Source organism: Yersinia fenwicki, from assembly GCF_043099325.1.
In the GTDB taxonomy this organism is placed as follows: domain Bacteria; phylum Pseudomonadota; class Gammaproteobacteria; order Enterobacterales; family Enterobacteriaceae; genus Yersinia.
In genome coordinates this window covers 2,028,697-2,052,655 of the sequence record NZ_CP170755.1, presented here as the reverse complement: position 1 = coordinate 2,052,655, position 23,959 = coordinate 2,028,697, and the positions used below count along the sequence as shown (strand labels likewise).

Genomic DNA, 23,959 nt, shown 5'->3' with positions numbered 1-23,959 from the left:
ACGCTGACACCGCTGTTATTGTCCAATCCGTACATGGTCAATCCTCGTAAATAAAGATAAATTCAGTTTCTGCTGGGGCATAGCGCTCCAGCAAACACTCCAGGTCTACCGCATCGGCCATCCGTAAACGTTGCCTGCAATTGTCCAGTACCGTCGCGTAATGCGTCAGTGTTGAGGCTACATAGACAAAGACACGAAACCAGTTAGTTTCAGGATGAAGGAGATAATTACAGTCCCGCAGACAATGGTGTGGGTAGCGCTCAACCAGCGTAATGCTGTAACCGCGCGATGCCGCCAGTTGTTCATAGAATGGGATGCACAAACTCCCGGCCATCGTCAGCTTGGTTTTGAGCGCACTGCGGCGGCTCTCAATCGTTGCTTCCCTGTCGATGCTGCAATCCGGCAGACCGGCAAAGTCTTCCCATGGTTCCAGTAACATAAATACACGGTCAGGGTGCATCTCATTGAGTAGTGCATCGTTAACGCTATCAATCCGCGCCAACTCTTCACCGGTAGCCAGCATCAGTTGTGCCAGAGAACTGCTTGGCGTTTTCGTCCAGGCTTTGCCGTTCGGCAATAGATGCAATCCTGACTGCTGATAGTCTTGCGCGGTCATCGCCATTCGATATCCCCCAAAACAAACAATTCATTCTCAGCCGCATACAGGTCTGTGGTAGGGAATATCAGGGTGTTATCCGTTTCGCCTGGCGCGTTTGATATGGTGGCCCGCAGTTGGGATAGTAACGCTGTGCCACCACGCGGGAGGGTAGCAAGATAGGAGTTCAAGCTGTCACTGACCGCTGCCCTGACGTCCTCGGTGCTAGGCGACACACGAATGACAGGGTTTAGGGGTAAGGGGTTAGGGCTTTCAACAATCAATTCCGCCCCGACAGTCTTGCCCTCAACCTGGTTGGTCACCGGGTTAATGTGCGCGGTCAGGTAGTCTTTTACGCGGGCAATATCGTTGGGTGTGGGGAAAATATTGACCTCTTCATCCAGCACAAACATCACGCCCACGGTGCCATGCCCCCGATAGCGGGGAATACACCAGGCGCGAGTCACACCGGCACATTCCAGCGCCCAGCGGACATAATCAAACGGGTTACCGCCAGACGGGGGATATTGCACCCGAAACAGCAAGCGCACGCACAACGAGTCGATGCTTTCCACTTCCGAACCGCCACTGAGCGTCGTCTGACTGACCAGCGCTTTGCTCTGGACAAAATCAATCGGTGAGATGAGTTCTAACGCCACATTTTCGGCGGTGTTGCTGTTCTTGCCTGCCTCAATGGCCACAACTGATACAGGGACGCGACCCGCACCGGTTCTCACTTCTGCCACCGACTCAAACACCACCCCGTCAGGACGTTGCCAGCGGGTGCCCTCAGGGATAACCGCTTCGCGGGTTGTCGTCACGAGTACGTCACCACCGGCATGGGCGGCAGGTTTGCGCCAGACGCCCCAAAACTCGCAATGTTCTAACAGTTTATCGTCATCCGCCAGGTGCGGAACTATCTGGCGCGATGTCCAGGCTAAATGGTCATGTAACCCTGCGGCGTTCCCAGCATTGGCAAACGCCACGGCTCCGGCGGTGCTGAAGCGGGGCCGGGCAAACGTGCCAGGTAACCGACTTTCAATATCGGCCTGACCACGGGCCAGCAACAGAGATAATGTTGGGGGAATGTAAGCCATTTAAATACCGTTTAAAGTGGTGTTAAACGACAGAGGGACGGTGCTGCCGTTCGGGAGTGTCAGCGTGACGGCCAGATGCAGCATCCCTTGCCGGGGAGCTGTTGCCGTAACCTGCACCTGTTTAACGTGTCGCTCATCAATCAGCCAGGCCAGCGCCTCGTCGGCGTAGGTCTTGGCCCGTATTAATACCGATGTCATTTGCTTCTCACGGGACAGTAACCACAGACGGCTCCCCATCGGGCGGGATTGAAATACATCCCCCCACCACCCACGCTTGTCCGTATTCGGCCCGGCGGGCAACTCATCAGAGTCCAGCGCCCTCCGGTCAGTAAACAGGGAAATAATGACGGCGGTACTCAGTGAGTCATCGAGCAGAATATCCGCATTCCCCACCGCAATATCCGCGCCATCGGTTTGCCAAATCAATGCAATATCAGTCATGTGTTTGGCCCTCCGGTGGTGTAGCCATCATGTTCTGGGTGGGTGTGACCAGTGCCACTAATCCCGCTGGATTGGTGGTCGTTAGCTTTACTGATACCCAGAATATCAACATCACCGCTAAAGCGGGTTTGGGGTGAGTCAAACAGGATTTCGTCTTCGGCGACCACCTCAAGACGCTTGCACACAATCTGGATAACCCCGTCTTTGGTGAGCACAATCTTGTGACCTTCGAGGTGATAGACGGCGCTGTCACCGGGTTCAAGGTTGCCCAGTCGTGAGTTTTTATCATCCACGGCGATGGCCACCAGATGCTGGCGAATACCACCCACGGATAAAATAATGGCTTCACTGCCTGCGGGGGGCACACTGCTGTGACCGTAGTTCTGGAAGCGCTCAACATCATCCGCTGTCTCATCGGCCATCATTGACACCTGAAGGTTCTGCGTCTTCAGGCTGTCATTGGTCATGTTGACCACGCCACGGGTGATGAGCAGGCGCAGGCGGCGCTGAAAACTGGCCGTAATCTTATTTATCTGTCTTATCATCGCCATATCCCATCATTAAATTTCGCGTCAGGCTGTGCCGGTTCTTCGAAGCCTTCACGGGGCATCAGTTCCAGTTCGGTGACGGTGCCGCCGTCTTGCGTTAAATCAAAGGTGACAGTCGTGATTAACAAATCCCGCTCGGATAATCCCGCCGCCGTCGCCTTGACGGTCACCAGTTGGTTAGGTGACCAAAGCTGGCCCTGCTGATTAAACCAGTCCTGTACTGTGGCAGTGGCTGTAGTGGCATGGGCCATTGACCGCTTCTGCTCCCAGCTCCCGCGTGCGTTGCCTTTGGCTTTGGTGAAGTTGTCATCGGCGATAATAATCGTCGGACGATAACGGGTGATATCCGGGTCTGTCACATCAACATGCACCGATGTTGCCTGGCTGGCCGTTTGGGTTTCACCCCACAACCCACCACCACTGCACCCGCCTTTGACGCGAAACAGACTGAATCGCTCGGCCCATGACAGGTGGGTTTTAACGGATAACATGCGGGTGCCTGGCGCGTTTTTATCGCTGTCGTCAGTCCCTAGAATCAACGTACCTGCCCGGTTTTTACTGGCGGTGGTAAAGACCAGGTCACCCTGGGCATTGCTGGTGATCAACACGCCGCGATGGCGTGCTGCCCGTGACAACATATCAAAGACAGTTTCCCCTGGCTCAATCTGCCAGACCTTGAACTTTGCGGCGGCTGCGGCCAGTTGAACCTGCCAAATAACCGCCACCCCAAAAGGCTGACAGACGTCTTTGGCGAGGGTGGCCAGCGAGACATTGCGCCACTGGCCCTTGCCGTGTATCGCTGCACAATCCACCAGGTCACCGGTTTTATCGCGCCCGGTTACGGTGGTGGTTCGGTTTGTTCCCTCGACGTCTGTCTCAACCGTATCCACGTAACCGGTAATAATGCGCTGGCCGTTAATCTCCAGCTTGCAGGCTGTCCCGGCTTTTAATACCAACGGCGAATCGCCGCTGTTCACCGTGACACCCAACGTGAACTGTCCGGCGATTTCTTCGAGACTGCGGGTGATACTCAATTCTTTCCAGCCACTGTAAATCCGGTTACCCAAATACAACTCAATGCGATGCGTCATTGATTATCTCCACATCAACGCCACCCGTGACAAAGGCAGGATGACGAATACCGTTACGGCGGATAAAACGCTCAAGGTGGCGAACATCACCGGTATGGCGGTACAGCGCCACCAAAGCCGGTTCGGTTCCGGTGAGCTGCACCGCTCTGGCCGCAGGCAGGTTTTGTGCGGTGGCCATCATGTGTTGGATAAAGGTCAAACGGTAGGTTCGCACCTGACTGGATGTCTGATACCAGCCTAAATCACCGGTCTCTATCAGTGCCTCCAGCAAGGTATTGCCCAACTCGGTCACCGCTTTATGACTGTCTTCCAGCGTTTCAATCGCTGACGCTCCGGTCTCTGGCACCGCAGATGAGGTCAATGACAAGCCATCGTTACCCCCCGTTAACGTTGGGCCGCTGGGCGTTACCTGAGCGCCTTCTTTGGCAGCGGATAGCGTGACGCCTGCCAGTTCGGCGGCAATATAGGTCGTTACAGCGGTATTCATGACCTGCTGAACGCGGGCCACTGCCGGGTCATTTGAGGTGAATTGCGACTGTACGCCGACCAGCGTTTTCTGTAAGGCAAGACTGGACACCGCTGAAGTGCCGGTTTGTGCTATCCCCTTGACGAGACCAAACATGTCGCCAAAGAGTTGGCCGGGGGTATTCATCAAGTTCTTGATTGACCCTTTTAACGCCAGTGCCGCCGCCAACAATGACCCGCCACCCGAACTGGAGGTTAACCCGCGCACACCGTTGGTCAGGGTATTAACGGTTTTTTCCACTTCGTTCATCGCCGCCGTGGCATCCGCCATCTTTTCGGTGGCAATGGCCCAGCCTGCCTGGACGTCACTGAGTAAACTGTCGGCCAGGCTGTCGCTGTTAAGCTGCGTATCCTCGGCCTCAATTGGGGCCGTATCATCCGCCGCTGGCGAGAAGGTAATGGAAAAAATCGCAGTGCCCTGTGCCCCGCAGGACTCGCGCACCGTATAGGTCTCAATCTGGACGTTTAAGGTGCCCCAGTTCGGGTGGACAAGTTCGGCCACACCCTCAGCCTCAAGAGCCTCAATCAGTGAGTCGCGTAGGTCGAAATAGTTATCGCCGTACACCACCGCCGTAAAGGCATACTGGCGCAGGGCTTGTCCCATGTCTTCGGTCTGGCCATCATCACGCAACGGGTACTCATGGCGCACAATGCGACGGCCACCGGTTAGGGTCGCATCTTCAGTCATCCAGAACGGCACACCCCGGAAAGAGCCTTTGCCATCAGCAAGACGGCCGCGCCATGAGGTATCCTCAAACAAGGTTGCATAGTCCATTACATCCCCCCGCCGTAGGTGTAGCCAGTGTTGACCCGCAAATCGACGCCTTTAGATTTCACTTCGGTGGTTTTAACCTGTAAGCCACTGTCTTTTGAAGAAAGCTCCACGGTAATTTTTCCTTCTGGCGGCGTGATAGTCTGACGAAAATCACGGGCTTCAGTCGGGGCGTTGGCTTGCGACTGATTCCATTGTTCGCCCAGGGTTCCACCCCGTACATAAGGGGATGCTGTCGGGCCTTGCTCGGTGAGCTGCTTATCTCTGTCTTGCAGCCAGTTATCAATCGGAGCAGGAAGCCAGGCATGTTTAGCCTTGCGACCATCAGGATATTGCTCCTCATTTAACTGTTTCATTCGCTGCTTTAGCTCATCCTCCGTAGGCATAAAGCTCATTATCTCCTGCGCAGTCTTGATGGCTGTCCCCATCAATCCTCCGTTATTAGATTTACTATCGCTGCCAGGTACTGAGTCTTTATTACCGTTACCATCTTCCCAGTTAGTGACAAATACCGGCACCACCGAACCATCAGCACCCAATTCTCCGCCACCACCACCGCCTTTTTTACCTGGCCCCATGAGCAAGTCTTTACCCCATTTACCGGCCCTATAGGTATAACGGGCAGCAACGGCCGCGCCGATGGCATAGGTAGCCTTTTCCAAAATACCGGTATATTTATCGAGTTCTTCAGGGGACAGGTCATTAATGGCATCAGCCAGGTCTTGCACCGGCTTGGCCAGTTTAAGTTGGGCGAATTTCTCACCGGCATTAGTGAGCGACGTTATTGCACTGTTTAACGTCTGAATATTCTTTGATGCCTTCTCATCGGTAAAGCCTTCTTTAACATTGGTCGGATTCATTAACCCTTTGAGTTGTTGCTGCTTATCTTTATTGGCTAATCCCATCATCATTTGCAGGGCGTTACCGTTAAAAATATCCTTAAAATTATGTTCTTTCTGTTTTGCTGCTTTACCTATTTCCAGCGCTAAATCAGCAGGAGATTTATAGATGCCTTGTTTTTTATCTTTATAAACTTCGACTCCATTTCGACGCAGGATTTTTTGATTATCTTTGTTTTTAATGGAGTCAAAAAAGTCATTGGTCGCACTGGCCGCTTGAGAGGGATCATTGAACTGTGAGTTGGCCAATCGCTGCATACCAACAATTTGCGCGATATCTTCCGGCTTTTTCCATGAGGTATTCTTGATGATACCCGGTACAGACTGCACCTGGTCTGACAGATTGCCGGTGCCAATCAGAGAAACAGAGGAAAGCCCGTCAAGGGCTTTGGTCATCGCCTTGAGGTCTTTGGTGCCAGACGTCCAGAATGCACTGACCAAATCCCCGGCATCTTGCGCATTCAACCCGATCCCTTTCATCGCTAGCGCGATGTTATCCATCTGCTGGATGGAGCCATCAACATCGTTCGTCCGCTCCAAAAACTTTTCAGTCGCGGTAATGAGGTCGGTATAGGGGGTCTTACGATTGCCTGCGGTTTGCCATATCGCCTCATTAAAACTGTTGACCTGATCAGCGGTGAGGTTATAGCGCGTGCCCAGCTCGGTGAGCAGTTGGCTCTGCTCCCCGACTCGTTTGCCTGCCATGACCAAACCGCCACCCGTGGCAAAGCCAACCAGCTTATTATCAAACTTGTCCAGAATGCTATTAGCACCACTGACCGAGCGGGACAACAGGCGCATGGACATACTGCCATCAGCGCCTAACTGGCGAATGCTGTGGCCAAAATTACGGGCACGCTGAGACACGTTACCCACCAGGTCAATAATGAATTTCGCGCGATTCTCAGTGGCCATTTATTTCTTCTTCGTCCAGTGCTGGTAAAGGATAAGTTTTGACAGCGGGAGGCCCAACGCCCAGACCGGGCCGCCCTTCAAAACAATGCCGATTTGTAAGGCAGTACGTTCGATGCTCTTGACGTACCGCAGACTATCGCCCCTCGTCTATCACCTGTTTAACCGTGGCGATGGCCGTATCGCTTTGCACGTTGGTGGCTGTCAGTAACAGTTCCAAATCGTCCTGATGCAAGGTTTTCAGCAAGGCCATAGAGAGTGGCCCCTGGATAATACCGATGCGGGCAATGCTACGGCGCATCATCTCGTAACCCATTGTCGCCGGACTGGCGAGCAGAGCTGGCCCTTTGGGTGTCATGACCATGCGTTCGCTGGCCTGCTCTGCCTCAATCAGGTCACCGGCATTCAGCTCCCGCAGCTCAACATCAAACTGTTTGACCTCTTCGGCACCTTTGCCGTAAGACAATCCATGTGTTAACTGGATATTCATCACTTAAATCTCCTTGGATTCACGGGCATCAAACGCGGTGGCAATGTCACCGGAATCGGTCAGGGTGGATTCGCCGGTGTTCCAGGCATTGGCCATCATGAACCGCTCACCGGTATCACTTTCAAACTCCAGCGTCACATCATCCAGACCGTTAATATAAAACAGGGAAATCCCCGCCCCTTGCGGGATAGTGCAACTGAGCTTGGCTTCCTTGGGCTTGCCCTGCCAGCCGTAAACACGGGCACCGACCACCGGCTGACGGCTGATGCCACCCGGCGTAAAGGTGGCCCCCTCTTTGGTGGGATACTCTTTACCGTTCACCCGGACATACGCCACGCCGGTGTATTGATATGGACTGGTCATTCATTCACCTTTATAAAATAAATTGGATAGCGTGCGCGTAAATACGGAACTGATTCACCAGGTCAGGATTATCGCGAACGTTCAAGCGGTTACGGTCATTGGCGTCACGCTCAACCAACAGTGTGTTTTTATACTCCTCAAACCCTTCAACCAGCCCGGCCCACTCGTGTTCGGTAAATAACGCCAGCAACTCGGTTTTGACCACAGCCGGAGTGACGATGGCTTGCCCCGGACTGACCCGGATGCCGTCACTGGCCAGCTTATGACGCGGGAACTTTTGCGTAATGCGGGTACGGGTGGAATAGCGCAGATAGGACAAGGTGGCGATGGTTTCCACATCCAGATAGCTGGGGTCTGGGTCACCAAAACTGTTTTCACGGTACATGGTGATCAACCGCTCAATCTGCACCACATTGCCCGCCGCCACGCTGTAGGTTGAAATCCCGTCATATAGCAGCAGGTTGCGCTCATTCAACGCCCAGCGCTCCCCCATTGAGGGTGGCAATAATCCCGGAAGCTCAAGGGTTTGCAAAGGCCGTGCAGGGTCGATACTTAGCGAGGCAACCGCCACGCCTGCGGCAGTCGCTGCCCAGAGATACGGTGGCTGTGGTGCGATGCCGGTGCCAATGGTGGAGAACAGATAGTCATTACGCTGCGTGCCAAAGGTGCTGGTCACCGCATGGGTGCCACGAAACCCCATAAAGCACTGGCCATCAATTTGACGCAGTGGCCCCCAACGGTTCACCAGTTCCAGTTTGAGCAGGTCGAGGTTAGCGGTATCGGTGAATGGGTTAACCAGGTAATTCCACCAGGTATCACCAAAGGCCGTGATAGCGTCAGCCAGGTCAGGATTACCTACACCGTTTGTCATGGCGCTACAGGCACAGCCCACACCGGATGGCAGCATTTCGCCGTCGTAATAATTCACCCGGATATCAATATCATTACCGGTGGCCCCGCTCCAGTTGGCAGTCAGCTTCACGACACCCTCGGCGGATTTCGCCGTCACCGGCAAGGTTTTACGGGCATTGATAGCCGTCGTGATTTTGGTGGCCATCGCAGCGACAGTGTCACTGGCCAACACCGTCACGCGCACCGGTGTGCCTGCAATCATCAGCGCGATTTGCCCCGGTGTTGCACAGGTGCCAGACAAGGTAACAGTGCCAGTGGCTTTGACACCCTCTTCATCGTCATCAATGGCAATCGCCCACAGGTCGCTGTAGGCATTGGCCTGAATAAAGGCGCTGGCCATCGTGGACAACATAGAGCCACGACCAAAAGCGTCTTCGGCGGCACTGGCGGAGGTGATGCGAAACGGCTGACCCGCCGGAACACTACCGGCAGCAAGACGCAACCCCAACAGCAAGGTTTTATGTAATACCTGCGGGGTGCCCTTGACCGCAGCACTGTTATCAAACTCGATATAACAGAGCGGCACACGGATATTGTCCGGGATGTCTTTAAATGAAATGGTCATTATTTATCGGCTCCTTTCTTGGGTGCAGCGGCGTCAACAACGGCAGTGACGGTCACGACGTCACCGTCTTTGAGTCTGCGCAACCAAAAGCCGGTGCGCGGTTTCTTTTCACCCTTGGCGGCTAACGGCTCGTAAGAATCAGGGTCACGAACCGTCAGCCCTGGGGCCGGTTTGATATGTAACTCAGTCATGTGGTTTATCCTGGATAGGAAGGGAAATAAGTGCCTCTTGTTCCGGCGTGCCGGCAGGCTCTGCCCATTGTTGATAGTGGGTGGCGTAGTCACCGATATCATCATCATTGAGGTCTATCGCATCCGGCAACTGCTGCGGTGCCTCAAAATACAGACCGTAGACCGCCACACCGCCTGCACTCTGGATATCGCTCCACAGATTGCCCGCCTGTGTCAGCACAAAGCGACCCGCAGGGGAAAGACGTCGCCCGTGCAACCAGGCAGTCAGACGTTCGACGATTTGATAGATGCCCGGTTGGTCACTGGTACGGCCATTCAACACCTGAGCACTGATAAAAATCCCCCAGGTACTGACCATCGTTTGGCGGATGGTGCCCGGACGGCCCCCCAACCACGCCACATAAACAGCGGGGGCCGTGTTGATAATGGTTTTGACGGCGCTGTCACTCCACTGGCCCGGATGGGTATCCACCTTACGCAACGTTTTTCCGAACAACTGGCGGATACCGGCAAGCAGTGCGTCAGAGATTTCAGTGGTCACAGAAGACGGGGCCGCCATATCAGATAAACCCTCTGGATTTGTCGCGACTGAAGACACTGCCCGCACTGCTCATCATGGCCACATCGCCACCGTCAGGGCGTTCAGCCTCTTTACTGAGACCCAGACTGACATCACCGGCAGCGACTTTTTCCAGCAACCGCAACGCATCTTCACTGTCTTTGGTGGCTTTATCTGTCGCAGCACCGTCTTCGAGCGCAAAACGGGCCAGCACACACTCCAGCCTGACCAATACCTGTGGCACGGTTTTTAACGGCAGCGTGGCCCGACTGTCGATATAACCATCAATGGTGGCGGCGGCATCATCCAATGCAATCTGGATCAAACGCCCCCGCTCAATAGCCAGTTCCGCTTCGTCCAGGTCGCCCCAGTGTTCAATTTTGGTATCGACCAGGGTATGCAGGGAACCTGCGCTGTAACGGCTGTAAATATCGGTCAGGCTGGCGTAACTCATGCTTGTGCGCCTCCCGCCAGTGCCAGAGAGATTTCCTCGGCGGTCAGGTCATCGCCGACCAGAGAACGCCATTTATCCATGCGCGGCGTGCCACTTTTGGTAGAGAAAACCAGAGGGTCGGTTTCCAGCTCGGCACACATCACCGCACCCAACAACAGTTCGGCGCGGGTGGGTTGTACGCCTACCACGTCAGGTAGCACGGAATTGGCCACCCCCCGCGACGGCAAATCATCCGTAGCTGCCGCGATAACCGACACAGACAGACGTGGGTCTGCCTCCAATGCATGCCACTGCTGCGCAGTGACCGGTGGCAAAACATTGTCGCCCAGGGCGAGAACAAACCCCGCCCGGCGATAGCCGCTATGTGCCGTATTGACCACGCTAACGCCGACCATATCGACGCACTCCACATTCGTTTCATTTGGGTTTGGCATGACATCCAGCTTCCTTAGATAAGGTTTAAACAGGGTTTTCACCCTGTTTAAAAGGGCATTAAAACGGGGTTGTCTCGGCTTACAGATAGTCACCGACGATCAACTCCAGACGGCCTTTCATTTCATTACTGACGGTTCCACCCTCACTGTCGACGGTCAGTTCACGCTCAAGAAGCTGCGTAGCCTGTTTTTCCATGGACGGTGGAACCACCAGATGAGTAGGACGAATGGCCAGTGGACGGCCCCCATCAGCACGCACCGAACGCATGGACTGAATGACCTGCCACACGTTATTGCTATTGAGCGGCGCTTTCGCGGCATAGGCCAACTGCCAGAAGGAATAACCGGCTTCGCAACGGGTATCGACCCCGTAGCGGATCAGTTTGCGCATGAAGTTATCTTCATCATCGACCTTATCCATCGCCACCAATTCTGGTGATTTGCGGTTCTGGAAAATGATCGGCTTGATGGCGCGTGAGCAGTCCAGCACAAACCACGGCTGACCGGTGTAATCTTCCTCCAGCAAAATATTGCTGATGCTTTGTGCCGTGCCGGAGCCGTCCACTTTTGGATAGACCGGATGGTCGGTATCAAAGAAGTTCTGGCGGTCATAACACAGGGTGTCAAAGCCCTGCGACAATGCGCCGAACGTCAGTTCGTCAGGCTGGACACCGGCGGCGCGGCCCATTTCGGTAAACAGTGGGGAGTAAATACCCACGTTGTCATCGTCGATATCATCACGATTCACGCCGACAGTGCTCTCGAATGGACGGTTAACCAGTTGATAGCCGTGTGCCTGCATATCTTTAATGACACGATCGCCAATCCATTCACGCATACCAGGGAACTGACCCAGCCAGCCGTAGGTATTGGATTTCGTGGTGCTCGGTACGATGGTGGCGATTTGTTCATACTGGCTGGCTGCACCATCCAGACCGTTCTGGAAGTCACCATTCCAGCCAGTAAACAGCGCTTTAATCAGTGCGGGGGTTACGAGTGCCATTATTTAGCGGCTCCTTTCTTGCGTTTCAGATATTCCGCTTCAGTTAATCCCTGAAGGCGGGCAGCGTCTTTTTCCACAGCGGAGAGAACCGCCATACGGGCAGGTGGCTTACCAAGGCCGCTGGTCTGACGCGCTCTTAAGGCGACGACAGGCTTGCGGCCACCAATGGCTGCGGTTAACTCAGCCACACCGTGTTGCTTACCCAGTGCACGCAGATAAGGCACTTCTGCTGCCGTCACACGCCCAGAACGGCGGGCATTCTGGATAACCGTTTCTACATTGCCGCCTCGTGAACGGGCCGACAATACAGCGGCCCGACGCGCCAGCAACTGATAGGCTTTCGCCGGGACAAATTTGGTCAAATCCACGCCGTTCAGCGCGGCGTCCTCCAGAATTTGTTCGGCTTCGACGATATCCGCCGCTGCACCGTCAACCACGTCCAACACATCACTGAGGGCATCTTCAGGGTTAGCCGCGTCGTCAAGGGCTGACGATGCATCAACCGCCACTTCAGCCGCCGCCAGAATGGTATCCAGCGCACTGAGCGCTTGTTGTAACAGTTCGTCCAACCCGTCTTCAGTGAGTGAGTCCAGGTCTTCGGGGAGTTCAATGCCAAGCCGTTCTAACAGTTGGCGAATGGTGTCATTCATTTCAGTTACCTTTTCGGGGGAGATATCTATCAGAGATTGCGCCGCGAGGGCGGCAAGTGAGGCCATACCGGTCAGACCGGGGTCGTTGGTTAATGCACCCATCCGCAGGAACAGCGGATAGCCTTGTTCGTCATAGGGGAAAACAGCAGAGAGGTAGGCCCATTCGCTCGCATCAATCGCCGCCTGTGCTGCTGGGGTAAATGCCAGGCGTACAAACAAGCCCTGACCTTCACGCCATTGCATATTTTCACGCGGATTTTTCAGCCAGGCAGCGGCAATGGCTTCGCGGGCGGCGGTGGCATCGTCGTCTTGTTTGAGGGTGATGTGGTTATAGTCGAACAGTACCGGCTGATTGACGGCTACCGTGGCCTGAATAAAAGCTTCAGCAATCGTGGCATCCATAAACCAGGAGCCACTTGCCACGTCATCAGGGCGACCATCGCGGGCGCTGAAATGACCAGCGGGCAGCAATTGATACCAGCCGTCATTCGAACCGGATAACGTCGAATTGAGGATGGCTAAACGTGAGTGAGTCGGCTTTTTTGTTTTCATTCCGCCATTGTCGGCGGGTCTGATAATCAGGTGGGTTTGTGGTAGATCACACCATCGGCGAGAGGCTGATGAGGATAAAAACGGGAAATAACGGATGAGGTGGCACTATACCCCCTTTAAACCCCGTTTAAAAATGCCGTGGCACGTTTAACACTTTTTAAAGGTAAACCTGCATCGATTACGCCTTTAATGCCTTAGCGTGCTGCTCATTGATAATGGCAAGGATATCTGCCCCCCCTTGCGGCGATACCCCCATATACTCACGCGCCGGAACCGCTGCCGGGCCACGGGGCATATGCGGCAAACCTCCCCATTGGTGCAGTGGGCCATACACTTTATTGGTGCCAATGGCCGCACTGACCGCATCATATTCGGTAGACAGTGACATGGCCAGCCCACCCTGGCTGCGCTGGAGCATACTGCCGGTCTTGCCTTTCTTCGCCAGTCGGGCTTTATAGTCATCGCTCAAGGGTGCCCATTTTTTTCCGGTGGTCGGGTCACTTTCACTGGCGAAAGCGTCCTCGCTCTCGCTGGCCAGCACGGCAGCGATGGCACGGGTGATGGGAGTGGTATCTTGCCCCAGTTTTTCCAGGCGCTTAAACGCCTTGACGATACTGCTGTCATCGAATTTGTAATCAATCTGCATTTACAGTGCCCCCTGTAACAGTTCGTATTGGCCACTGTCCATGCCTTTTTTCAGGGCAGACAAAGGGACGCGCTGCGGTGTGACCACCACATCCAGTGTATCAATGCGGCCCGTTTGCCACGGTGCATTGACTACAGTTTTGAGCGTACTGTCCGCCTCCCCGCTGATGTACATCAGGCGCTGGGTCTGCGTATCCCACAGTACAGCCGACGGATTGGCCACTACGCGAGGCAGTGTCTGGTACTCGGCCAACGTCAGGGACAGCCCTTTCTTTTGGCGTTTCACGTTGTCGGCTTGCACCAACTCTGTTTCACTGATGGCCAGCAGCCGCGCCGCCGGTTTGCCGGTGCGGGCTTCCACGGCCGTGGCGATATCCTCCGCCATAAACCCCAGCGGTTGCACGCTGCTGCCGGGGCTGCGGGTGGTCAGCACCTTGCCTACCCACTGCGAAAAAGCGTCTTGTCGTGCTGGGGCATTATTCAGCGACTGGATAACCTGCTGACGTAACTGCCGGTTTTGCAGTTCAACCAGCTTACGGGCCATATTGACGTCAGCCCCCATGGCCAACTGCCCGGCGTTGTTCGCCCAACCGGCACCCGTGGTCATGCGTTGCTTACCCCGCGTAAAGGTGGTGACGTCAGATTCATACACTTCACCGGTGCGCTTATCAACGCCCGATTCTACTGTTTGGGTGGTAATGGCCCCAACGCTGGACTCCACCGTGAGGCCCATCCGCTTGACCTGCTCGGCGGTCAGTGCCCGTACACGGCAACGACATCCCCAGTCGTTCGGCGGATACAAGGTATCCCAGATTGGATCATCGAAACGGAAGACCCGCCCGTGCATGGCCGCATGACTTTTGCGGGTGTTGCCATCCATGATGGCGATATATTGCCAATAAGGATGGGTCTCGGTGCTGCCAAGCTGCTGCTGATAGCGCCCCGCTTGATAGGACGTGGCCAGATTGGTGCGGTAGATGGTCGCAAGCCGGGCCGGACTGCCAAGCTGAACCTCTTCAATCCCTCCGGCACTGTCAACAATCATTTGCTTCCCCCACCATCCCTGCGCTTGCAAGCGTGGGGTGAGGGTCTTGATAAACTCGCGTTCGGTGGTGCCATCACTCAATGCCCTGTCAACCTCACTGTTAATCGAGGTCAGCACATCCATGCGCACCGCTTTGGCCACAGTAAAGGCCTGTGCATGAGTGGCGGCCTTCGTCTCCTGCCAATTCCAGCTAATGACGTAGCCCTTCGAGCGGAAGTAATCGACGGCAAGTTTAGGCTCTAACGTCGCCGCATAACCCAAATCAACCGGCTGTGGCATTCAGTCGCCCCCAGGTCTCGGCCACAAACATGGCCCGGTGCAGGATATCTGTGATTTGGGTGTCATCCATCCCCACATACAACTCATCGGCTTTGGCCCTGGCCGCTGCATAACCGCCACTATTCAGCGCTTCAATAATCGGCGTCAACAGCGGGTCGATGGCGGTTTGCCACTGCTCACCACTCACCGCATCTGGCATCACATCCGTTGGCTGTGGCGCGGCTGTCAGGGCTGCGACACCAGGGCGAACAGCATGAGCACTGAGCAATGCCTGGGAAAAGTCGGGAGCCGGTGCAATGGCTGTGAGGCAATCCTCGTCCTTGGCCGCAATCGGGATTTGCAGCTTATCGTGTGCCCACTGAACGGGGATTTTCATGCCCATGCCGACCAGCCCCGGCAAGGCGGTAGCATAGGCAGTGACGTCTTCCGGTTCGGAGAGGTCAAACTCAAAACGCGGATGGCGGCGCTGATTGTTATACGACTGGCAATTAAACACATACAGCGGGAATAACAAGTCACGGGTCAGGGTGGCCGATAACTGGGTGGCATCGCTGGAGCGCACTTCAAAGCGCACTTCATTGTGGACATTGCCCAGCGCATTGGTGCTGCTGGCTCCATCGGCCTGACTGGTCAGAGTGCCGCCTAAAATGGCTTTAGACATGCTGAGTTCTGCCCAGGACATCATCGCCAAGAATGGGTCTGCCGTGCCGTCAGCGGCGGCTTTAAAATCAATCAGCATTGAGCGGGGAATAATCCCCCCGGCATTATGTCCAATCGACATCACCGCGTTTAGCAGAGTCTGTTTCTCTTTGTCGGTGGCTCCGGCGGGGTATTGACCGACCCGGATAGGCAAACCGTAAATTTCCAGAAATTCAGCCAGGTCACGGACAGAGTAGTTTTTAAAGATAAACGGCCAGACCAAAGTACGAATTAAGCCGGTGCGGGCCAGATAGCCGGATTTCGATTTCGCATAATGCTGTATCCAGCCGAACGGTTGGAGTTCGGCACCGTGATAGCTGCCATCGCGCAACCGCAGATTATTACGGTCATCGGGGTGCGTCTGGAACCAGGCAGGGTCACGCCACTCAATCTCGCGCGGTATCAATAACCCTTCAACATTCTCCCACTCGATTTCCTGACAGGAGAAGCCTTTCAAAATGGCGTCGGTGGCATCAAAGATACAATCAGGCAAATATGACGCATCCAGCAGAATTTCGGTCAACAGCTCGGCGTCTCTGATTTCTTCGCGGCTGGCGTTCGGGGGCGGCTTGATTGTCCACTTAAGGGACTGAATAGCCCGGCGACGCTTACCCAGCTCAGACTGAAGGTGAGAGTCTTTCTCTTCCATATCCTCGGCCAAATCGCACTGTTCGAGCAACAGCCCCCGTTCGGCATCCACCAGAATTTCAGCCGCACGGGCAGGCGTCAGGCCACTGACGGGGTGGTCACTGTAATGGCGGCGCAACTGGCTCACCCGTGAATCGTCAGACTCAGTTTGCGGCTCACTCTGGAACCAAAAACGACGCCCAAAGGCGTCAACCAATCGACTGAGCATTTTCACCAGCATCCCCTTTCATTAGCAGGTAAATCATCATCTTCGCTGGGAGCACTGTGTTTCCCAGGCAAAGGGGTAAATTCAATAATCTGACCGTCCATGTAGCTGGCCCTGACGGCCATCATGTAGGACACGCAACTGTCACCGTGTCGCTTGTTCCCGTCTGCGCCGGTGCTGCGGTTCTTGTCAATCTTGGGGACACCCCGTATCACCTGAAGGTGACGTTGGTCGGTAATGATGTCTTCATCTTTCGGGATTTCGATATAACCGGATTCAAACAGTGCCTTGTACTTCGGTGCCCATTCCCGATACCAGCTTTCACTTAACTGGATAGCGGCCACCATATCCTCACCCCAGTGCAGCAATACGGCTTCAGCCAGATAGCCGCCATTGCCCCCGGCATCCAGTGCTACCCCCACCAGTCGTGGTGTACCGTGCAAAATAAAGAAGATGATTTCCCGCTGCTGGTTGTAGGGAACACTGCGTAGCTCCACCGTCAGACGCAGACGGCGGCGGGTGTCTTGCTCGATACTGGACACGCTGAAGATAGACAGGTCGGCGATACGGGCAAAGTCCCCGCCAACACTGTGCCGGATATCGGGGTCAAGCAGCGTCAACAGCGGGGCCAATTCCTCTTCGCACCAGGTGGCCACCGTTTGGTGCCGTTCCTCTTCTGTCCACTCCATATGGCCATCGGGCATGGTGAAGCGCAGAACGGGATGTTCTTCACGGGTGGCCCGGTCAATCAGTACGCGGGGGATGTAGGCACCGGAACCTTGCTTCGGTACGCAATAATATTCCTCCAGCGCATCTTCTTCCGTGGCGGTGTCTTTGAGCAGATTGGCTTTCCACTCATCCTCTTTCGCCTGTGACCAGACCTGTTTTGATACCTGGCAGATACGCCGATATAGCCCGTCATGACAGGCGTCATCGAGCGTAATAGTATGGATGGAATAGCGTTTACGCCCGGCGCGGGAGTCCTGGATCAACTCATTGAACAGGTTTTCATTGCCATTGTGGGTGGAGATAATGCGGACTTTTGCCCCCCACATGGTCAGCGCCAGCGCCGATTTAAGCACCTCGGCCAGTCGCTCATGGTGACCGGCTTCATCAATGGTCACATTGCCCTGCATACCGCGCAGGTTCTTGGGATTACTGGACAGCGCCTGCACTTTATAGCCACTGGCAAAATAGATGATAAAGGTCAGGATGTCTTTGTCTTCATCCTCAAAGACTTCTTCACCCACTTCCCCCGCCGCCAGCCCGTAGGCTTTGGCCCACATGGCGGCAGCGTCAATAAACTCCCGCGCCATCTCTTTGTTAGAGCCAATATAGAAATGGTTCGTCCCGCCAGCTTCACGGGACTTGGCGGCGGTTAACGAGGCGTCAGCCGCTTCCGCCCAGGTCAGCCCGGTACGGCGAGATTTTTCGGCAATTTTTAACGGCGAATCGTCGGCAATCCACTTTTTTTGGTAGCCCAGCAGGACATCGCTGTAATCATCGCTAAATGCCTGCGCGGTGGAGATAACAAACTGTGCGGCGGGTGTGAGTTCGGTGGTCAGCATCAGACGATCCCCAAAATTAGACGGCGAATATCCGCAGCGGCATCGGCTGTCAGCCCCGCCTGTTTGACTATTTTTTCTGTTTTGTCAGCCGCTTCCGCCGCGAACGCGGCGCGGATCTCTTTCTCACGCTTAAGGCTGGTCATGGCCGCTTGCTCAACCCGTTGGATAGCCAGAGCCAACTGACTGATCGCTTTAGGTTCAACAGTTTCCCCGTCCTCACTCATCTTCATGGAGGTTTCGAACGCCAGCGTTCTGACCACTTCTTGCAGCAACTTACCAACATCAGAGGTCGGGGCGTCACCCAGTTTGGCGCACCACACTTCAGCCACTTCACGCGACTGGCGGATTTTTGAGCCAATTTCTTCCATCCGGCTGGCATAGCGATTTAAGCCGGTGCGGCTGAGTTTCATGTCATCGCCCAGACCATGACCGTCAATCAACTCATTGACTGCGGCCCGGATATCTTCTTGTGTGTGACGCTTATCCCGTAACAAGCCGTGCAACTGATCACGAATGGCGGAGGGCAGGAGATCGATTTTAGACGGACGGCCACGGGTGCGTTTATCACTCATGGGGGCCTGCCTTGGCTTTGGCCTTCGCTTTTGCCAGTTGGTCTTTCCGAACGGCCACGATTTCTTTTTGCAGTTGTTTCCAGACGCGATTATGGTCTGGGTTTGTCGCCATAAAATGATTAACAAAACTGTCTTTTGCCAGTATGTCGTAGGGTTTGCCGCTCGTTTTTTCCATTTGAGGTTTAATCACATGGGTTTCAATTTCCTGGCAAACATAGATATTGGCCATCATCCGCACGATATTTTTTTGCCCGGAGGTTAACGGTTTAAGTTTCATCTCATCCCCTTGGGCGTGGGCGTTTTACGCCGGGGACGGAACTGCGCCCCTCAGCCACATCAGTACCACGGCCCGATAATGTCGCCACCAGGCAACCGGAAACATCTTTCACCGATAACAACCCTTGCTCGGCTAACCAATGGCAATGCGTCCGCACCCGGTCACGGCTGACACGGTGCCCGTAGGCATCAAGGCAGGTCTGCAACACCGATTCGTTCGCATCCCCGCCGCACTCAACCAGCGTGCGCAATACCACCAGTCGCTGGTCTTCGTTCAAGATTTCCTGCATGTTCAGTCCTTATTCTTCAATTCGTTTTGCAACAGTAAATCGCTCATGTGCCGTAACTGCCGCAACTCCGGCACCGCCGCTTTTAGGTCACCGCGTAACTCCGCGATGTCCAGTTGCAGGGCGTGCAGATCCTTTTGATTGGGCAGCGTGGAAAAGGAGGTCTCAAGCCCGTTTAGGCGGGTTTTGAGGGTTTCAACCTCATCCCGTTTGGCGTAAGTTTTTGCCAGGGTAAACAGAATGACGTTGAAACCTACTGTTCCCAGCGCCCACAAGATGGCCCAATGCTCTCTAATAATGTCTAACAACGTGGGCCTCTCTTTTTTCTGTTGATGCCTGGCAGGTAATACAACGGGTAAACGTTGGGTCAATCGCTAACCGCTTTGGCTCAATATCGCCACCGCAATGGGTACAAATGCCATTGCTGCGTAGCCGGTTACGGGTGGTGTGTGCCGTGATAATCCGGTCACGCACCTGTTGCTCTAGTTCACTCGCATAATCTGCGTCGTCAGCCATGACTCTATTCCTGGTTAATTGCCTGCCAGTGCTGGATGGCTATCAGCCTGCTTTCCAGATTCTGGCTCCATTCCCCGTAGCGGCTGGCGTGCGTCAGGAGTGCTTCGGGACTCCCCGACGTCGGCGGTGCGGGTTTGAGGGGGATTTGTGTCATGGCGTTCGGTAGCCGGGGACACACGGTTATCACTGGGGGCGGCTCTATAGCCAAGCGCGGCGGTGTAGACCCGCAAGCTGTCAGGGCCAATACCGGTATAAGTCTTGCCATCTTTGCCAATTGCATCGGGAATACTCCGGTCATGCTGTTGTTTTGCCTGGGCCAGCGCGGTGGTGGTGACATACAAATCGGTGGTCAGTTGCTCATTGGTCGCATTCAGTGTCTGCTGTTTGGCGGCGGCTTTACGTAGCGCCTGATTATTGAGGTCAGCGGCATTCTTCTGTGCCTGGACAAAGGCAAATTGAGCCTCACTCAATGCGCGTTCTGCCGCCGTAATCTGAGGGGCTAATTTTGCTGTAGTGAAGGTCTGTCCAAATGAAAACCCAAGTGACAGACAGACAATGCAAAAGAGCAGCGGCCAGCCATATTGGCGTAACAAGTTAATCATTGGGGGTTACCTCTCGGTCACGTTTGATAGAAGCCTGCTTAGACGCCTGAGTATTAAAGACCCAGGCAGTGAGATAGCCGATATAAAGCCACTCATCCATGCGGCCCAGCCAGGCATACCAGAGTAATACTGTTGTGCTGGCAATGAAGGCACCGCACAGCATGGTGTCTGAGGTCGAAAGGTGACCATTAGGGTTACTGATAAGCTGCTTGAGATTAGTGAGCATGTGGCTCCCGAAAGAGTTTTTCGATTTTTTGCCGCGCCACTTCAGCGCTCATTCCCACGGTTTTAGCCAGGCGAATATCTTGCTCGGTCACGCTCTGCCAGCCCTGACGATAAAAGGACTGATAGGTCGCGTTATGGCTGTAGAGTGGCACCTCGTCAATCGCTTCCCCCGCCAGCGCACGGCACAGGCAACAGTCTCTTGCCTCCAAATAGGTGCGGCGATAGCGTGGATTACGCAATTCGGGGATCAACTTTTGCAGCAGGCAAATAGAGGTGGCAGGCAAAGTCATTACAGCACCTCCAGCACGGCCGTGGTCAGCTTATCCAGACGGTTAAACCATCCGTTCATGAAGCGGATTTGCGCCGGTGAGTTGGCAATAAGGCGGGTATACGTCTGTGAACGCTGATTCATCAGCCGCACAAACAGCAATAACGGAGTAATAGACTCTGCCGCAGCCAGTGTCTTAGCACCGATGACACCATCATCAGCCACCCGTAAAGCTCGTTGTAGTTGTTGGCTAGCCACTTTGTAACCGTGTTGGACAGCACCGTCGAACACCGCCAGGGAGATACCAGGGGGCAAACTCTCGCAATGGGTTTTTAACCAATAATCACGAAAGTAAATTTCGGTAGCCTGTTCTTGGGTCAGTGCGGCGATATTGAGGTTAGGATAGCTGCGCTTACTGATGCCGTATTTTGTTTCCCCGCCCTTATCGGTGGGGTCATTAACATAGCCGCCTTCTGCCGCGAGCATGTAATCAATGGCATGAATAAAGGTCACGCTGTAAGGGGTCATAATAGCTACCTGTTGATAATCGGTAGCTCATCATTACGTATGGGGGGAGTTGGGTGGGTTTGTGACGGGTCAAACAAAACCCGCCGAAGCGGGTTGGTATCAGTCGAATAACTCTGGCTGGTAGCGCTTGCGATGTAAAGCGAGTTGCTGCCGCAAAATAGCATAAACCGTCGAGTTAGTAAGGGCATATTTTCGAGCAAGACCGTCAATGTTTCCCTTTGAACTGCTCCACTCGTTAAACAGTTTATTATCACGCAAAGCGGCTTTAAGTGCCTCTCCAGTGGGAAGATAGACAGCACGCCCCCCAAAGTAATGTGCCAATGCTCCAGCCAGTTTACTGGCAGTCAAACGGGATGCTATTTCATCGTAGCCCTGACGCTGTAACTCAACACCAAAGAGGTCGATTAGGTCAGCCAGCAGTTGAGGCCAACGCGCGTGTAGTTCACCTAGTGGGATGTCATCCATTCGGTCTAGCAATGCACCTAAATTGGCATGGTCGTGGTCGAAAAGCTCAAGGTTCATGCTTACCTCTTACCGAAAGCCGGTTCAATTACACATGATATTTCGACTGGTTTTTTGATGATTGATATCTTCCAACCATCAATAATAGTCTCTTTATCTTCATACTCTTCTGACCAAATTTTATCAGTCCAAAGTGTATCTATCGCTTTAGTATTAGCATTGGTATTTTCATCCCAATACGCGGCGTCGGGAACCAGTTGACTGTAAATGGTTGCACATCCCGAAAGATGCATATCACTTATAGGAGTAGGAAATTTTGAATAAACCGCAACTTTGTCTCCAGTTATTGCCACTTTTAAATATTCACTTTTTTCTGTTGACTCGGTTATCCATGTATCACCTTTTTTATACCAATCAGCGGCATCAATCCGGTACGCCGCATGTATTCTCAAATAATCCATAACAATATCTTTTGTACTTGCATTGGATACAAATGACAAGAACAGGGAAAACAGTAGTATAACTCTCATGCTAACTCTCCTATCTTTGACTCTCCAACCACGCCAGACCGTTGAGAATATTACCAAGCCCAGCGTTCATTTGCTGTCTTTGCTTAACAAAAGAATAGGCTGACGTCATAGGCTGGCCTCGTATGCATTAGCAATAACGGGGTAATCACGCGACTCATCACCGGTCATAGGGTTAATCGGTAGAGCCTTACGGCGGGTTACCATAGATTTGAGCATTAGCCGGATGTGCCATTGTTTGATGCACTCCAGCACCCGGAACGCCAGCCAACCATCAAGCCAACCCACCTCATCAACCCCTACGCCTTTATTGAGCTTTGAGGTCATGCGCTTAACATAGGCATTCAGTGCCAACTCATCATCGCTACTCACAAAACCATGCAGGAACATGGTGTTCCAAATGGCACGAACTTTGGGTATTTCCTCCACTCTTGAACGGCCTTTTGAGTCCGGTTTAACTCGTGTTACAGGCTTCTTAAAGCGGCGTTTAAATCCCCGTTGTTGGAATTCGGAATATACATCTTGCAGCTCTTGATGAGACATCGCAGAGCAGCTTGTTTTGCCGTTGGCGGCATTGACCAACAAGAGACGATAGGTCTCGTCATCGAGTTTTAACTGGCTTTTGGCTATATGGATCAGCCGTATTAATTGAGGCTTATTCATAGTCTTCCCTCGATTTAGGCGTAAGCCAGCCCTGACGGGTTTACGCCATATTTAAAGTGATTTAATTAAAGTGTTAAATTAGCCTGCGGGTGTTAATGCCGTAATATTGGCAAACCAAGGTTCAAGGTTTATTTCAACAATAACTCCCTGATTAAAGTCACCCGCTAGCGCAACCGTTCTGACTGCTTTACCGCCCCGTAATATCTTATTCGGCTGATAAATAAAGCTGCTGCCAACAGGATGTTTTTTATTAAACTCTTTAGCGTTCATATTTACACCGCCGCAATATCAATAGGAATGTTGACCAACTTGCCGTCTGCGTCTTTCCTACGAAAGTTGATATAGGTTTTTGAGACAGCTACCTGTAAAGATTCTGATATGGCTTCCATTGCCTGATGCCAGCGCGGGTCATCAATTTTTATACGGCGCAACGACAATATGCGGCTCTTGCTGAGTTGCCCCTCCTTATCCACGGCAAAGGCATCCAGAATAATGGCTCGTAAGTTTTCATTGGCACCTACAGACCATTCGCTAATGCATTCATCTATCAGTTCTTTGGCTATCTGTAACTCAGGGCCAAAGGTGAGTGAGTCCTGCACGGCAATACGGATTTGTTCGCTGCCATCATAGCTGGCAAAAGTGACATTACCCTTCAGGCCACCACGAGTCTTACCGTACTTCTCCGCCACCAAGTCCAGCCAGGCGTAACACTCATCAAATGATTTTGACTTGAATGCTCTGATACGGGCGCTTTCTTCAATGGCTTCGGCAACCTGTGCACGGACAAAGGCATCCATTTCAAGATCAAAATCAGACACCTGACTAATGGGAACCAGACGCGATTTGCGGTCTAGCATATAACCTTCAGGTAGTATTTTTTTATTTTCCATA

At 53.6% G+C, this 23,959-nt stretch carries 34 protein-coding genes; all 34 read right to left on the bottom strand.

The features are described 5' to 3' along the window. Positions 1 to 37: 37 nt before the first annotated feature. The 34 genes from ACF3VQ_RS09445 to ACF3VQ_RS09280 all read right to left on the bottom strand — a co-directional run bounded on the left by ACF3VQ_RS09445 (position 38) and on the right by ACF3VQ_RS09280 (position 23,958). Positions 38 to 622: a YmfQ family protein gene (locus ACF3VQ_RS09445; protein ID WP_392434975.1), complete on the bottom strand. Its 585-nt coding sequence runs from the start codon at positions 620 to 622 to the stop codon at positions 38 to 40. Further along, on the bottom strand, positions 613 to 1,692 hold the full coding sequence (locus ACF3VQ_RS09440) for a baseplate J/gp47 family protein (RefSeq protein ID WP_392434974.1): 1,080 nt from the start codon (positions 1,690 to 1,692) through the stop codon (positions 613 to 615). The genes ACF3VQ_RS09445 and ACF3VQ_RS09440 overlap by 10 nt, the downstream gene beginning before the upstream one ends. After that, complete coding sequence (locus tag ACF3VQ_RS09435; protein WP_392434972.1) at positions 1,693 to 2,133, bottom strand: phage GP46 family protein; 441 nt, start codon at positions 2,131 to 2,133, stop codon at positions 1,693 to 1,695. After that, the gene (locus tag ACF3VQ_RS09430) at positions 2,130 to 2,684 is read right to left on the bottom strand and encodes a phage baseplate assembly protein V (protein WP_392434970.1); all 555 of its coding nucleotides are present in this window, start codon (positions 2,682 to 2,684) and stop codon (positions 2,130 to 2,132) included. Before ACF3VQ_RS09430 ends, ACF3VQ_RS09435 begins: the two co-directional genes overlap by 4 nt. Beyond that, positions 2,675 to 3,772: a phage baseplate assembly protein gene (locus ACF3VQ_RS09425; RefSeq protein ID WP_392434968.1), complete on the bottom strand. Its 1,098-nt coding sequence runs from the start codon at positions 3,770 to 3,772 to the stop codon at positions 2,675 to 2,677. Before ACF3VQ_RS09425 ends, ACF3VQ_RS09430 begins: the two co-directional genes overlap by 10 nt. After that, the gene (locus ACF3VQ_RS09420) at positions 3,756 to 5,072 is read right to left on the bottom strand and encodes a DNA circularization protein (protein WP_392434966.1); all 1,317 of its coding nucleotides are present in this window, start codon (positions 5,070 to 5,072) and stop codon (positions 3,756 to 3,758) included. Before ACF3VQ_RS09420 ends, ACF3VQ_RS09425 begins: the two co-directional genes overlap by 17 nt. Continuing rightward, a complete protein-coding gene (locus ACF3VQ_RS09415; protein WP_392434964.1) occupies positions 5,072 to 6,883 on the bottom strand; it encodes a hypothetical protein in 1,812 nt (603 codons plus the stop codon). The genes ACF3VQ_RS09420 and ACF3VQ_RS09415 overlap by 1 nt, the downstream gene beginning before the upstream one ends. Before the next feature lie 133 nt (positions 6,884 to 7,016). After that, positions 7,017 to 7,370 (bottom strand): hypothetical protein, encoded by a 354-nt coding sequence (locus ACF3VQ_RS09410; RefSeq protein ID WP_392434963.1) that lies wholly within the window; start codon positions 7,368 to 7,370, stop codon positions 7,017 to 7,019. Between the two features lie 3 nt (positions 7,371 to 7,373). Further along, a complete protein-coding gene (locus ACF3VQ_RS09405; RefSeq protein WP_392434961.1) occupies positions 7,374 to 7,733 on the bottom strand; it encodes a phage tail tube protein in 360 nt (119 codons plus the stop codon). 10 nt (positions 7,734 to 7,743) lie between these two features. After that, positions 7,744 to 9,210: a phage tail sheath subtilisin-like domain-containing protein gene (locus ACF3VQ_RS09400; protein ID WP_392434959.1), complete on the bottom strand. Its 1,467-nt coding sequence runs from the start codon at positions 9,208 to 9,210 to the stop codon at positions 7,744 to 7,746. Further along, positions 9,210 to 9,401, bottom strand: coding sequence for a DUF2635 domain-containing protein (locus ACF3VQ_RS09395; protein WP_392434957.1), 192 nt, complete (start codon positions 9,399 to 9,401; stop codon positions 9,210 to 9,212). The genes ACF3VQ_RS09400 and ACF3VQ_RS09395 overlap by 1 nt, the downstream gene beginning before the upstream one ends. After that, positions 9,394 to 9,960: a DUF1834 family protein gene (locus ACF3VQ_RS09390; protein ID WP_392434956.1), complete on the bottom strand. Its 567-nt coding sequence runs from the start codon at positions 9,958 to 9,960 to the stop codon at positions 9,394 to 9,396. The genes ACF3VQ_RS09395 and ACF3VQ_RS09390 overlap by 8 nt, the downstream gene beginning before the upstream one ends. Before the next feature lies 1 nt (position 9,961). Beyond that, complete coding sequence (locus ACF3VQ_RS09385; protein ID WP_392434954.1) at positions 9,962 to 10,414, bottom strand: gp436 family protein; 453 nt, start codon at positions 10,412 to 10,414, stop codon at positions 9,962 to 9,964. Beyond that, complete coding sequence (locus ACF3VQ_RS09380) at positions 10,411 to 10,848, bottom strand: HI1506-related protein (RefSeq protein WP_392434952.1); 438 nt, start codon at positions 10,846 to 10,848, stop codon at positions 10,411 to 10,413. The genes ACF3VQ_RS09385 and ACF3VQ_RS09380 overlap by 4 nt, the downstream gene beginning before the upstream one ends. Positions 10,849 to 10,927: 79 nt before the next feature. After that, complete coding sequence (locus ACF3VQ_RS09375; protein ID WP_392434951.1) at positions 10,928 to 11,851, bottom strand: Mu-like prophage major head subunit gpT family protein; 924 nt, start codon at positions 11,849 to 11,851, stop codon at positions 10,928 to 10,930. Next, positions 11,851 to 13,053 carry a phage protease gene (locus tag ACF3VQ_RS09370; protein WP_392434949.1) on the bottom strand — a complete coding sequence of 401 codons (1,203 nt, stop codon included), beginning with the start codon at positions 13,051 to 13,053 and terminating at the stop codon, positions 11,851 to 11,853. The genes ACF3VQ_RS09375 and ACF3VQ_RS09370 overlap by 1 nt, the downstream gene beginning before the upstream one ends. A gap of 178 nt (positions 13,054 to 13,231) precedes the next feature. Beyond that, positions 13,232 to 13,699: a phage virion morphogenesis protein gene (locus ACF3VQ_RS09365; RefSeq protein ID WP_392434948.1), complete on the bottom strand. Its 468-nt coding sequence runs from the start codon at positions 13,697 to 13,699 to the stop codon at positions 13,232 to 13,234. Beyond that, positions 13,700 to 15,022 (bottom strand): phage minor head protein, encoded by a 1,323-nt coding sequence (locus ACF3VQ_RS09360; RefSeq protein WP_392434946.1) that lies wholly within the window; start codon positions 15,020 to 15,022, stop codon positions 13,700 to 13,702. After that, a complete protein-coding gene (locus tag ACF3VQ_RS09355; protein WP_392434945.1) occupies positions 15,006 to 16,589 on the bottom strand; it encodes a DUF935 domain-containing protein in 1,584 nt (527 codons plus the stop codon). The genes ACF3VQ_RS09360 and ACF3VQ_RS09355 overlap by 17 nt, the downstream gene beginning before the upstream one ends. Continuing rightward, the gene (locus ACF3VQ_RS09350; protein WP_392434944.1) at positions 16,580 to 18,142 is read right to left on the bottom strand and encodes a hypothetical protein; all 1,563 of its coding nucleotides are present in this window, start codon (positions 18,140 to 18,142) and stop codon (positions 16,580 to 16,582) included. Before ACF3VQ_RS09350 ends, ACF3VQ_RS09355 begins: the two co-directional genes overlap by 10 nt. Next, positions 18,142 to 18,714 carry a DUF3486 family protein gene (locus tag ACF3VQ_RS09345; RefSeq protein WP_392434943.1) on the bottom strand — a complete coding sequence of 191 codons (573 nt, stop codon included), beginning with the start codon at positions 18,712 to 18,714 and terminating at the stop codon, positions 18,142 to 18,144. The genes ACF3VQ_RS09350 and ACF3VQ_RS09345 overlap by 1 nt, the downstream gene beginning before the upstream one ends. After that, the gene (locus ACF3VQ_RS09340; RefSeq protein ID WP_392434941.1) at positions 18,707 to 18,991 is read right to left on the bottom strand and encodes a hypothetical protein; all 285 of its coding nucleotides are present in this window, start codon (positions 18,989 to 18,991) and stop codon (positions 18,707 to 18,709) included. Before ACF3VQ_RS09340 ends, ACF3VQ_RS09345 begins: the two co-directional genes overlap by 8 nt. A 1-nt stretch (position 18,992) precedes the next feature. Further along, complete coding sequence (locus ACF3VQ_RS09335; RefSeq protein ID WP_392434939.1) at positions 18,993 to 19,280, bottom strand: ArsR family transcriptional regulator; 288 nt, start codon at positions 19,278 to 19,280, stop codon at positions 18,993 to 18,995. A 2-nt stretch (positions 19,281 to 19,282) separates the two neighbouring features. After that, positions 19,283 to 19,585: a DUF2730 family protein gene (locus ACF3VQ_RS09330; protein ID WP_392434937.1), complete on the bottom strand. Its 303-nt coding sequence runs from the start codon at positions 19,583 to 19,585 to the stop codon at positions 19,283 to 19,285. Further along, complete coding sequence (locus ACF3VQ_RS09325) at positions 19,569 to 19,793, bottom strand: TraR/DksA C4-type zinc finger protein (protein WP_392434935.1); 225 nt, start codon at positions 19,791 to 19,793, stop codon at positions 19,569 to 19,571. The genes ACF3VQ_RS09330 and ACF3VQ_RS09325 overlap by 17 nt, the downstream gene beginning before the upstream one ends. A 14-nt stretch (positions 19,794 to 19,807) precedes the next feature. Next, positions 19,808 to 20,395, bottom strand: a complete 588-nt coding sequence (locus ACF3VQ_RS09320) for a hypothetical protein (RefSeq protein WP_392434933.1) — start codon at positions 20,393 to 20,395, stop codon at positions 19,808 to 19,810. Next, the gene (locus ACF3VQ_RS09315; protein WP_392434931.1) at positions 20,388 to 20,621 is read right to left on the bottom strand and encodes a hypothetical protein; all 234 of its coding nucleotides are present in this window, start codon (positions 20,619 to 20,621) and stop codon (positions 20,388 to 20,390) included. The genes ACF3VQ_RS09320 and ACF3VQ_RS09315 overlap by 8 nt, the downstream gene beginning before the upstream one ends. Beyond that, on the bottom strand, positions 20,611 to 20,910 hold the full coding sequence (locus ACF3VQ_RS09310; RefSeq protein WP_392434929.1) for a hypothetical protein: 300 nt from the start codon (positions 20,908 to 20,910) through the stop codon (positions 20,611 to 20,613). Before ACF3VQ_RS09310 ends, ACF3VQ_RS09315 begins: the two co-directional genes overlap by 11 nt. Continuing rightward, positions 20,910 to 21,416, bottom strand: a complete 507-nt coding sequence (locus ACF3VQ_RS09305; RefSeq protein WP_392434927.1) for a glycoside hydrolase family 108 protein — start codon at positions 21,414 to 21,416, stop codon at positions 20,910 to 20,912. The genes ACF3VQ_RS09310 and ACF3VQ_RS09305 overlap by 1 nt, the downstream gene beginning before the upstream one ends. A gap of 99 nt (positions 21,417 to 21,515) precedes the next feature. Further along, positions 21,516 to 21,938 (bottom strand): Mor transcription activator family protein, encoded by a 423-nt coding sequence (locus tag ACF3VQ_RS09300; RefSeq protein ID WP_392434925.1) that lies wholly within the window; start codon positions 21,936 to 21,938, stop codon positions 21,516 to 21,518. A gap of 2 nt (positions 21,939 to 21,940) precedes the next feature. Beyond that, complete coding sequence (locus ACF3VQ_RS09295; RefSeq protein WP_392434923.1) at positions 21,941 to 22,408, bottom strand: hypothetical protein; 468 nt, start codon at positions 22,406 to 22,408, stop codon at positions 21,941 to 21,943. A gap of 105 nt (positions 22,409 to 22,513) precedes the next feature. Continuing rightward, complete coding sequence (locus ACF3VQ_RS09290; RefSeq protein ID WP_392434921.1) at positions 22,514 to 23,068, bottom strand: gp16 family protein; 555 nt, start codon at positions 23,066 to 23,068, stop codon at positions 22,514 to 22,516. 78 nt (positions 23,069 to 23,146) lie between these two features. Beyond that, positions 23,147 to 23,338: a hypothetical protein gene (locus ACF3VQ_RS09285; protein WP_392434919.1), complete on the bottom strand. Its 192-nt coding sequence runs from the start codon at positions 23,336 to 23,338 to the stop codon at positions 23,147 to 23,149. A 2-nt stretch (positions 23,339 to 23,340) separates the two neighbouring features. After that, complete coding sequence (locus tag ACF3VQ_RS09280) at positions 23,341 to 23,958, bottom strand: DUF3164 family protein (RefSeq protein WP_392434917.1); 618 nt, start codon at positions 23,956 to 23,958, stop codon at positions 23,341 to 23,343. Position 23,959 lies beyond the last annotated feature (1 nt).

Bases quoted from the DNA above. Each gene is read 5' to 3' on its own strand.
- ACF3VQ_RS09445 (WP_392434975.1), bottom strand. From the start codon at position 622: ATGGCGATGACCGCGCAAGACTATCAGCAGTCAGGATTGCATCTATTG.
- ACF3VQ_RS09440 (WP_392434974.1), bottom strand. From the start codon at position 1,692: ATGGCTTACATTCCCCCAACATTATCTCTGTTGCTGGCCCGTGGTCAG.
- ACF3VQ_RS09435 (WP_392434972.1), bottom strand. From the start codon at position 2,133: ATGACTGATATTGCATTGATTTGGCAAACCGATGGCGCGGATATTGCG.
- ACF3VQ_RS09430 (WP_392434970.1), bottom strand. From the start codon at position 2,684: ATGGCGATGATAAGACAGATAAATAAGATTACGGCCAGTTTTCAGCGC.
- ACF3VQ_RS09425 (WP_392434968.1), bottom strand. From the start codon at position 3,772: ATGACGCATCGCATTGAGTTGTATTTGGGTAACCGGATTTACAGTGGC.
- ACF3VQ_RS09420 (WP_392434966.1), bottom strand. From the start codon at position 5,072: ATGGACTATGCAACCTTGTTTGAGGATACCTCATGGCGCGGCCGTCTT.
- ACF3VQ_RS09415 (WP_392434964.1), bottom strand. From the start codon at position 6,883: ATGGCCACTGAGAATCGCGCGAAATTCATTATTGACCTGGTGGGTAAC.
- ACF3VQ_RS09410 (WP_392434963.1), bottom strand. From the start codon at position 7,370: ATGAATATCCAGTTAACACATGGATTGTCTTACGGCAAAGGTGCCGAA.
- ACF3VQ_RS09405 (WP_392434961.1), bottom strand. From the start codon at position 7,733: ATGACCAGTCCATATCAATACACCGGCGTGGCGTATGTCCGGGTGAAC.
- ACF3VQ_RS09400 (WP_392434959.1), bottom strand. From the start codon at position 9,210: ATGACCATTTCATTTAAAGACATCCCGGACAATATCCGTGTGCCGCTC.
- ACF3VQ_RS09395 (WP_392434957.1), bottom strand. From the start codon at position 9,401: ATGACTGAGTTACATATCAAACCGGCCCCAGGGCTGACGGTTCGTGAC.
- ACF3VQ_RS09390 (WP_392434956.1), bottom strand. From the start codon at position 9,960: ATGGCGGCCCCGTCTTCTGTGACCACTGAAATCTCTGACGCACTGCTT.
- ACF3VQ_RS09385 (WP_392434954.1), bottom strand. From the start codon at position 10,414: ATGAGTTACGCCAGCCTGACCGATATTTACAGCCGTTACAGCGCAGGT.
- ACF3VQ_RS09380 (WP_392434952.1), bottom strand. From the start codon at position 10,848: ATGCCAAACCCAAATGAAACGAATGTGGAGTGCGTCGATATGGTCGGC.
- ACF3VQ_RS09375 (WP_392434951.1), bottom strand. From the start codon at position 11,851: ATGGCACTCGTAACCCCCGCACTGATTAAAGCGCTGTTTACTGGCTGG.
- ACF3VQ_RS09370 (WP_392434949.1), bottom strand. From the start codon at position 13,053: ATGAAAACAAAAAAGCCGACTCACTCACGTTTAGCCATCCTCAATTCG.
- ACF3VQ_RS09365 (WP_392434948.1), bottom strand. From the start codon at position 13,699: ATGCAGATTGATTACAAATTCGATGACAGCAGTATCGTCAAGGCGTTT.
- ACF3VQ_RS09360 (WP_392434946.1), bottom strand. From the start codon at position 15,022: ATGCCACAGCCGGTTGATTTGGGTTATGCGGCGACGTTAGAGCCTAAA.
- ACF3VQ_RS09355 (WP_392434945.1), bottom strand. From the start codon at position 16,589: ATGCTGGTGAAAATGCTCAGTCGATTGGTTGACGCCTTTGGGCGTCGT.
- ACF3VQ_RS09350 (WP_392434944.1), bottom strand. From the start codon at position 18,142: ATGCTGACCACCGAACTCACACCCGCCGCACAGTTTGTTATCTCCACC.
- ACF3VQ_RS09345 (WP_392434943.1), bottom strand. From the start codon at position 18,714: ATGAGTGATAAACGCACCCGTGGCCGTCCGTCTAAAATCGATCTCCTG.
- ACF3VQ_RS09340 (WP_392434941.1), bottom strand. From the start codon at position 18,991: ATGAAACTTAAACCGTTAACCTCCGGGCAAAAAAATATCGTGCGGATG.
- ACF3VQ_RS09335 (WP_392434939.1), bottom strand. From the start codon at position 19,280: ATGCAGGAAATCTTGAACGAAGACCAGCGACTGGTGGTATTGCGCACG.
- ACF3VQ_RS09325 (WP_392434935.1), bottom strand. From the start codon at position 19,793: ATGGCTGACGACGCAGATTATGCGAGTGAACTAGAGCAACAGGTGCGT.
- ACF3VQ_RS09320 (WP_392434933.1), bottom strand. From the start codon at position 20,395: ATGATTAACTTGTTACGCCAATATGGCTGGCCGCTGCTCTTTTGCATT.
- ACF3VQ_RS09315 (WP_392434931.1), bottom strand. From the start codon at position 20,621: ATGCTCACTAATCTCAAGCAGCTTATCAGTAACCCTAATGGTCACCTT.
- ACF3VQ_RS09310 (WP_392434929.1), bottom strand. From the start codon at position 20,910: ATGACTTTGCCTGCCACCTCTATTTGCCTGCTGCAAAAGTTGATCCCC.
- ACF3VQ_RS09305 (WP_392434927.1), bottom strand. From the start codon at position 21,416: ATGACCCCTTACAGCGTGACCTTTATTCATGCCATTGATTACATGCTC.
- ACF3VQ_RS09300 (WP_392434925.1), bottom strand. From the start codon at position 21,938: ATGAACCTTGAGCTTTTCGACCACGACCATGCCAATTTAGGTGCATTG.
- ACF3VQ_RS09295 (WP_392434923.1), bottom strand. From the start codon at position 22,408: ATGAGAGTTATACTACTGTTTTCCCTGTTCTTGTCATTTGTATCCAAT.
- ACF3VQ_RS09290 (WP_392434921.1), bottom strand. From the start codon at position 23,068: ATGAATAAGCCTCAATTAATACGGCTGATCCATATAGCCAAAAGCCAG.
- ACF3VQ_RS09285 (WP_392434919.1), bottom strand. From the start codon at position 23,338: ATGAACGCTAAAGAGTTTAATAAAAAACATCCTGTTGGCAGCAGCTTT.
- ACF3VQ_RS09280 (WP_392434917.1), bottom strand. From the start codon at position 23,958: ATGGAAAATAAAAAAATACTACCTGAAGGTTATATGCTAGACCGCAAA.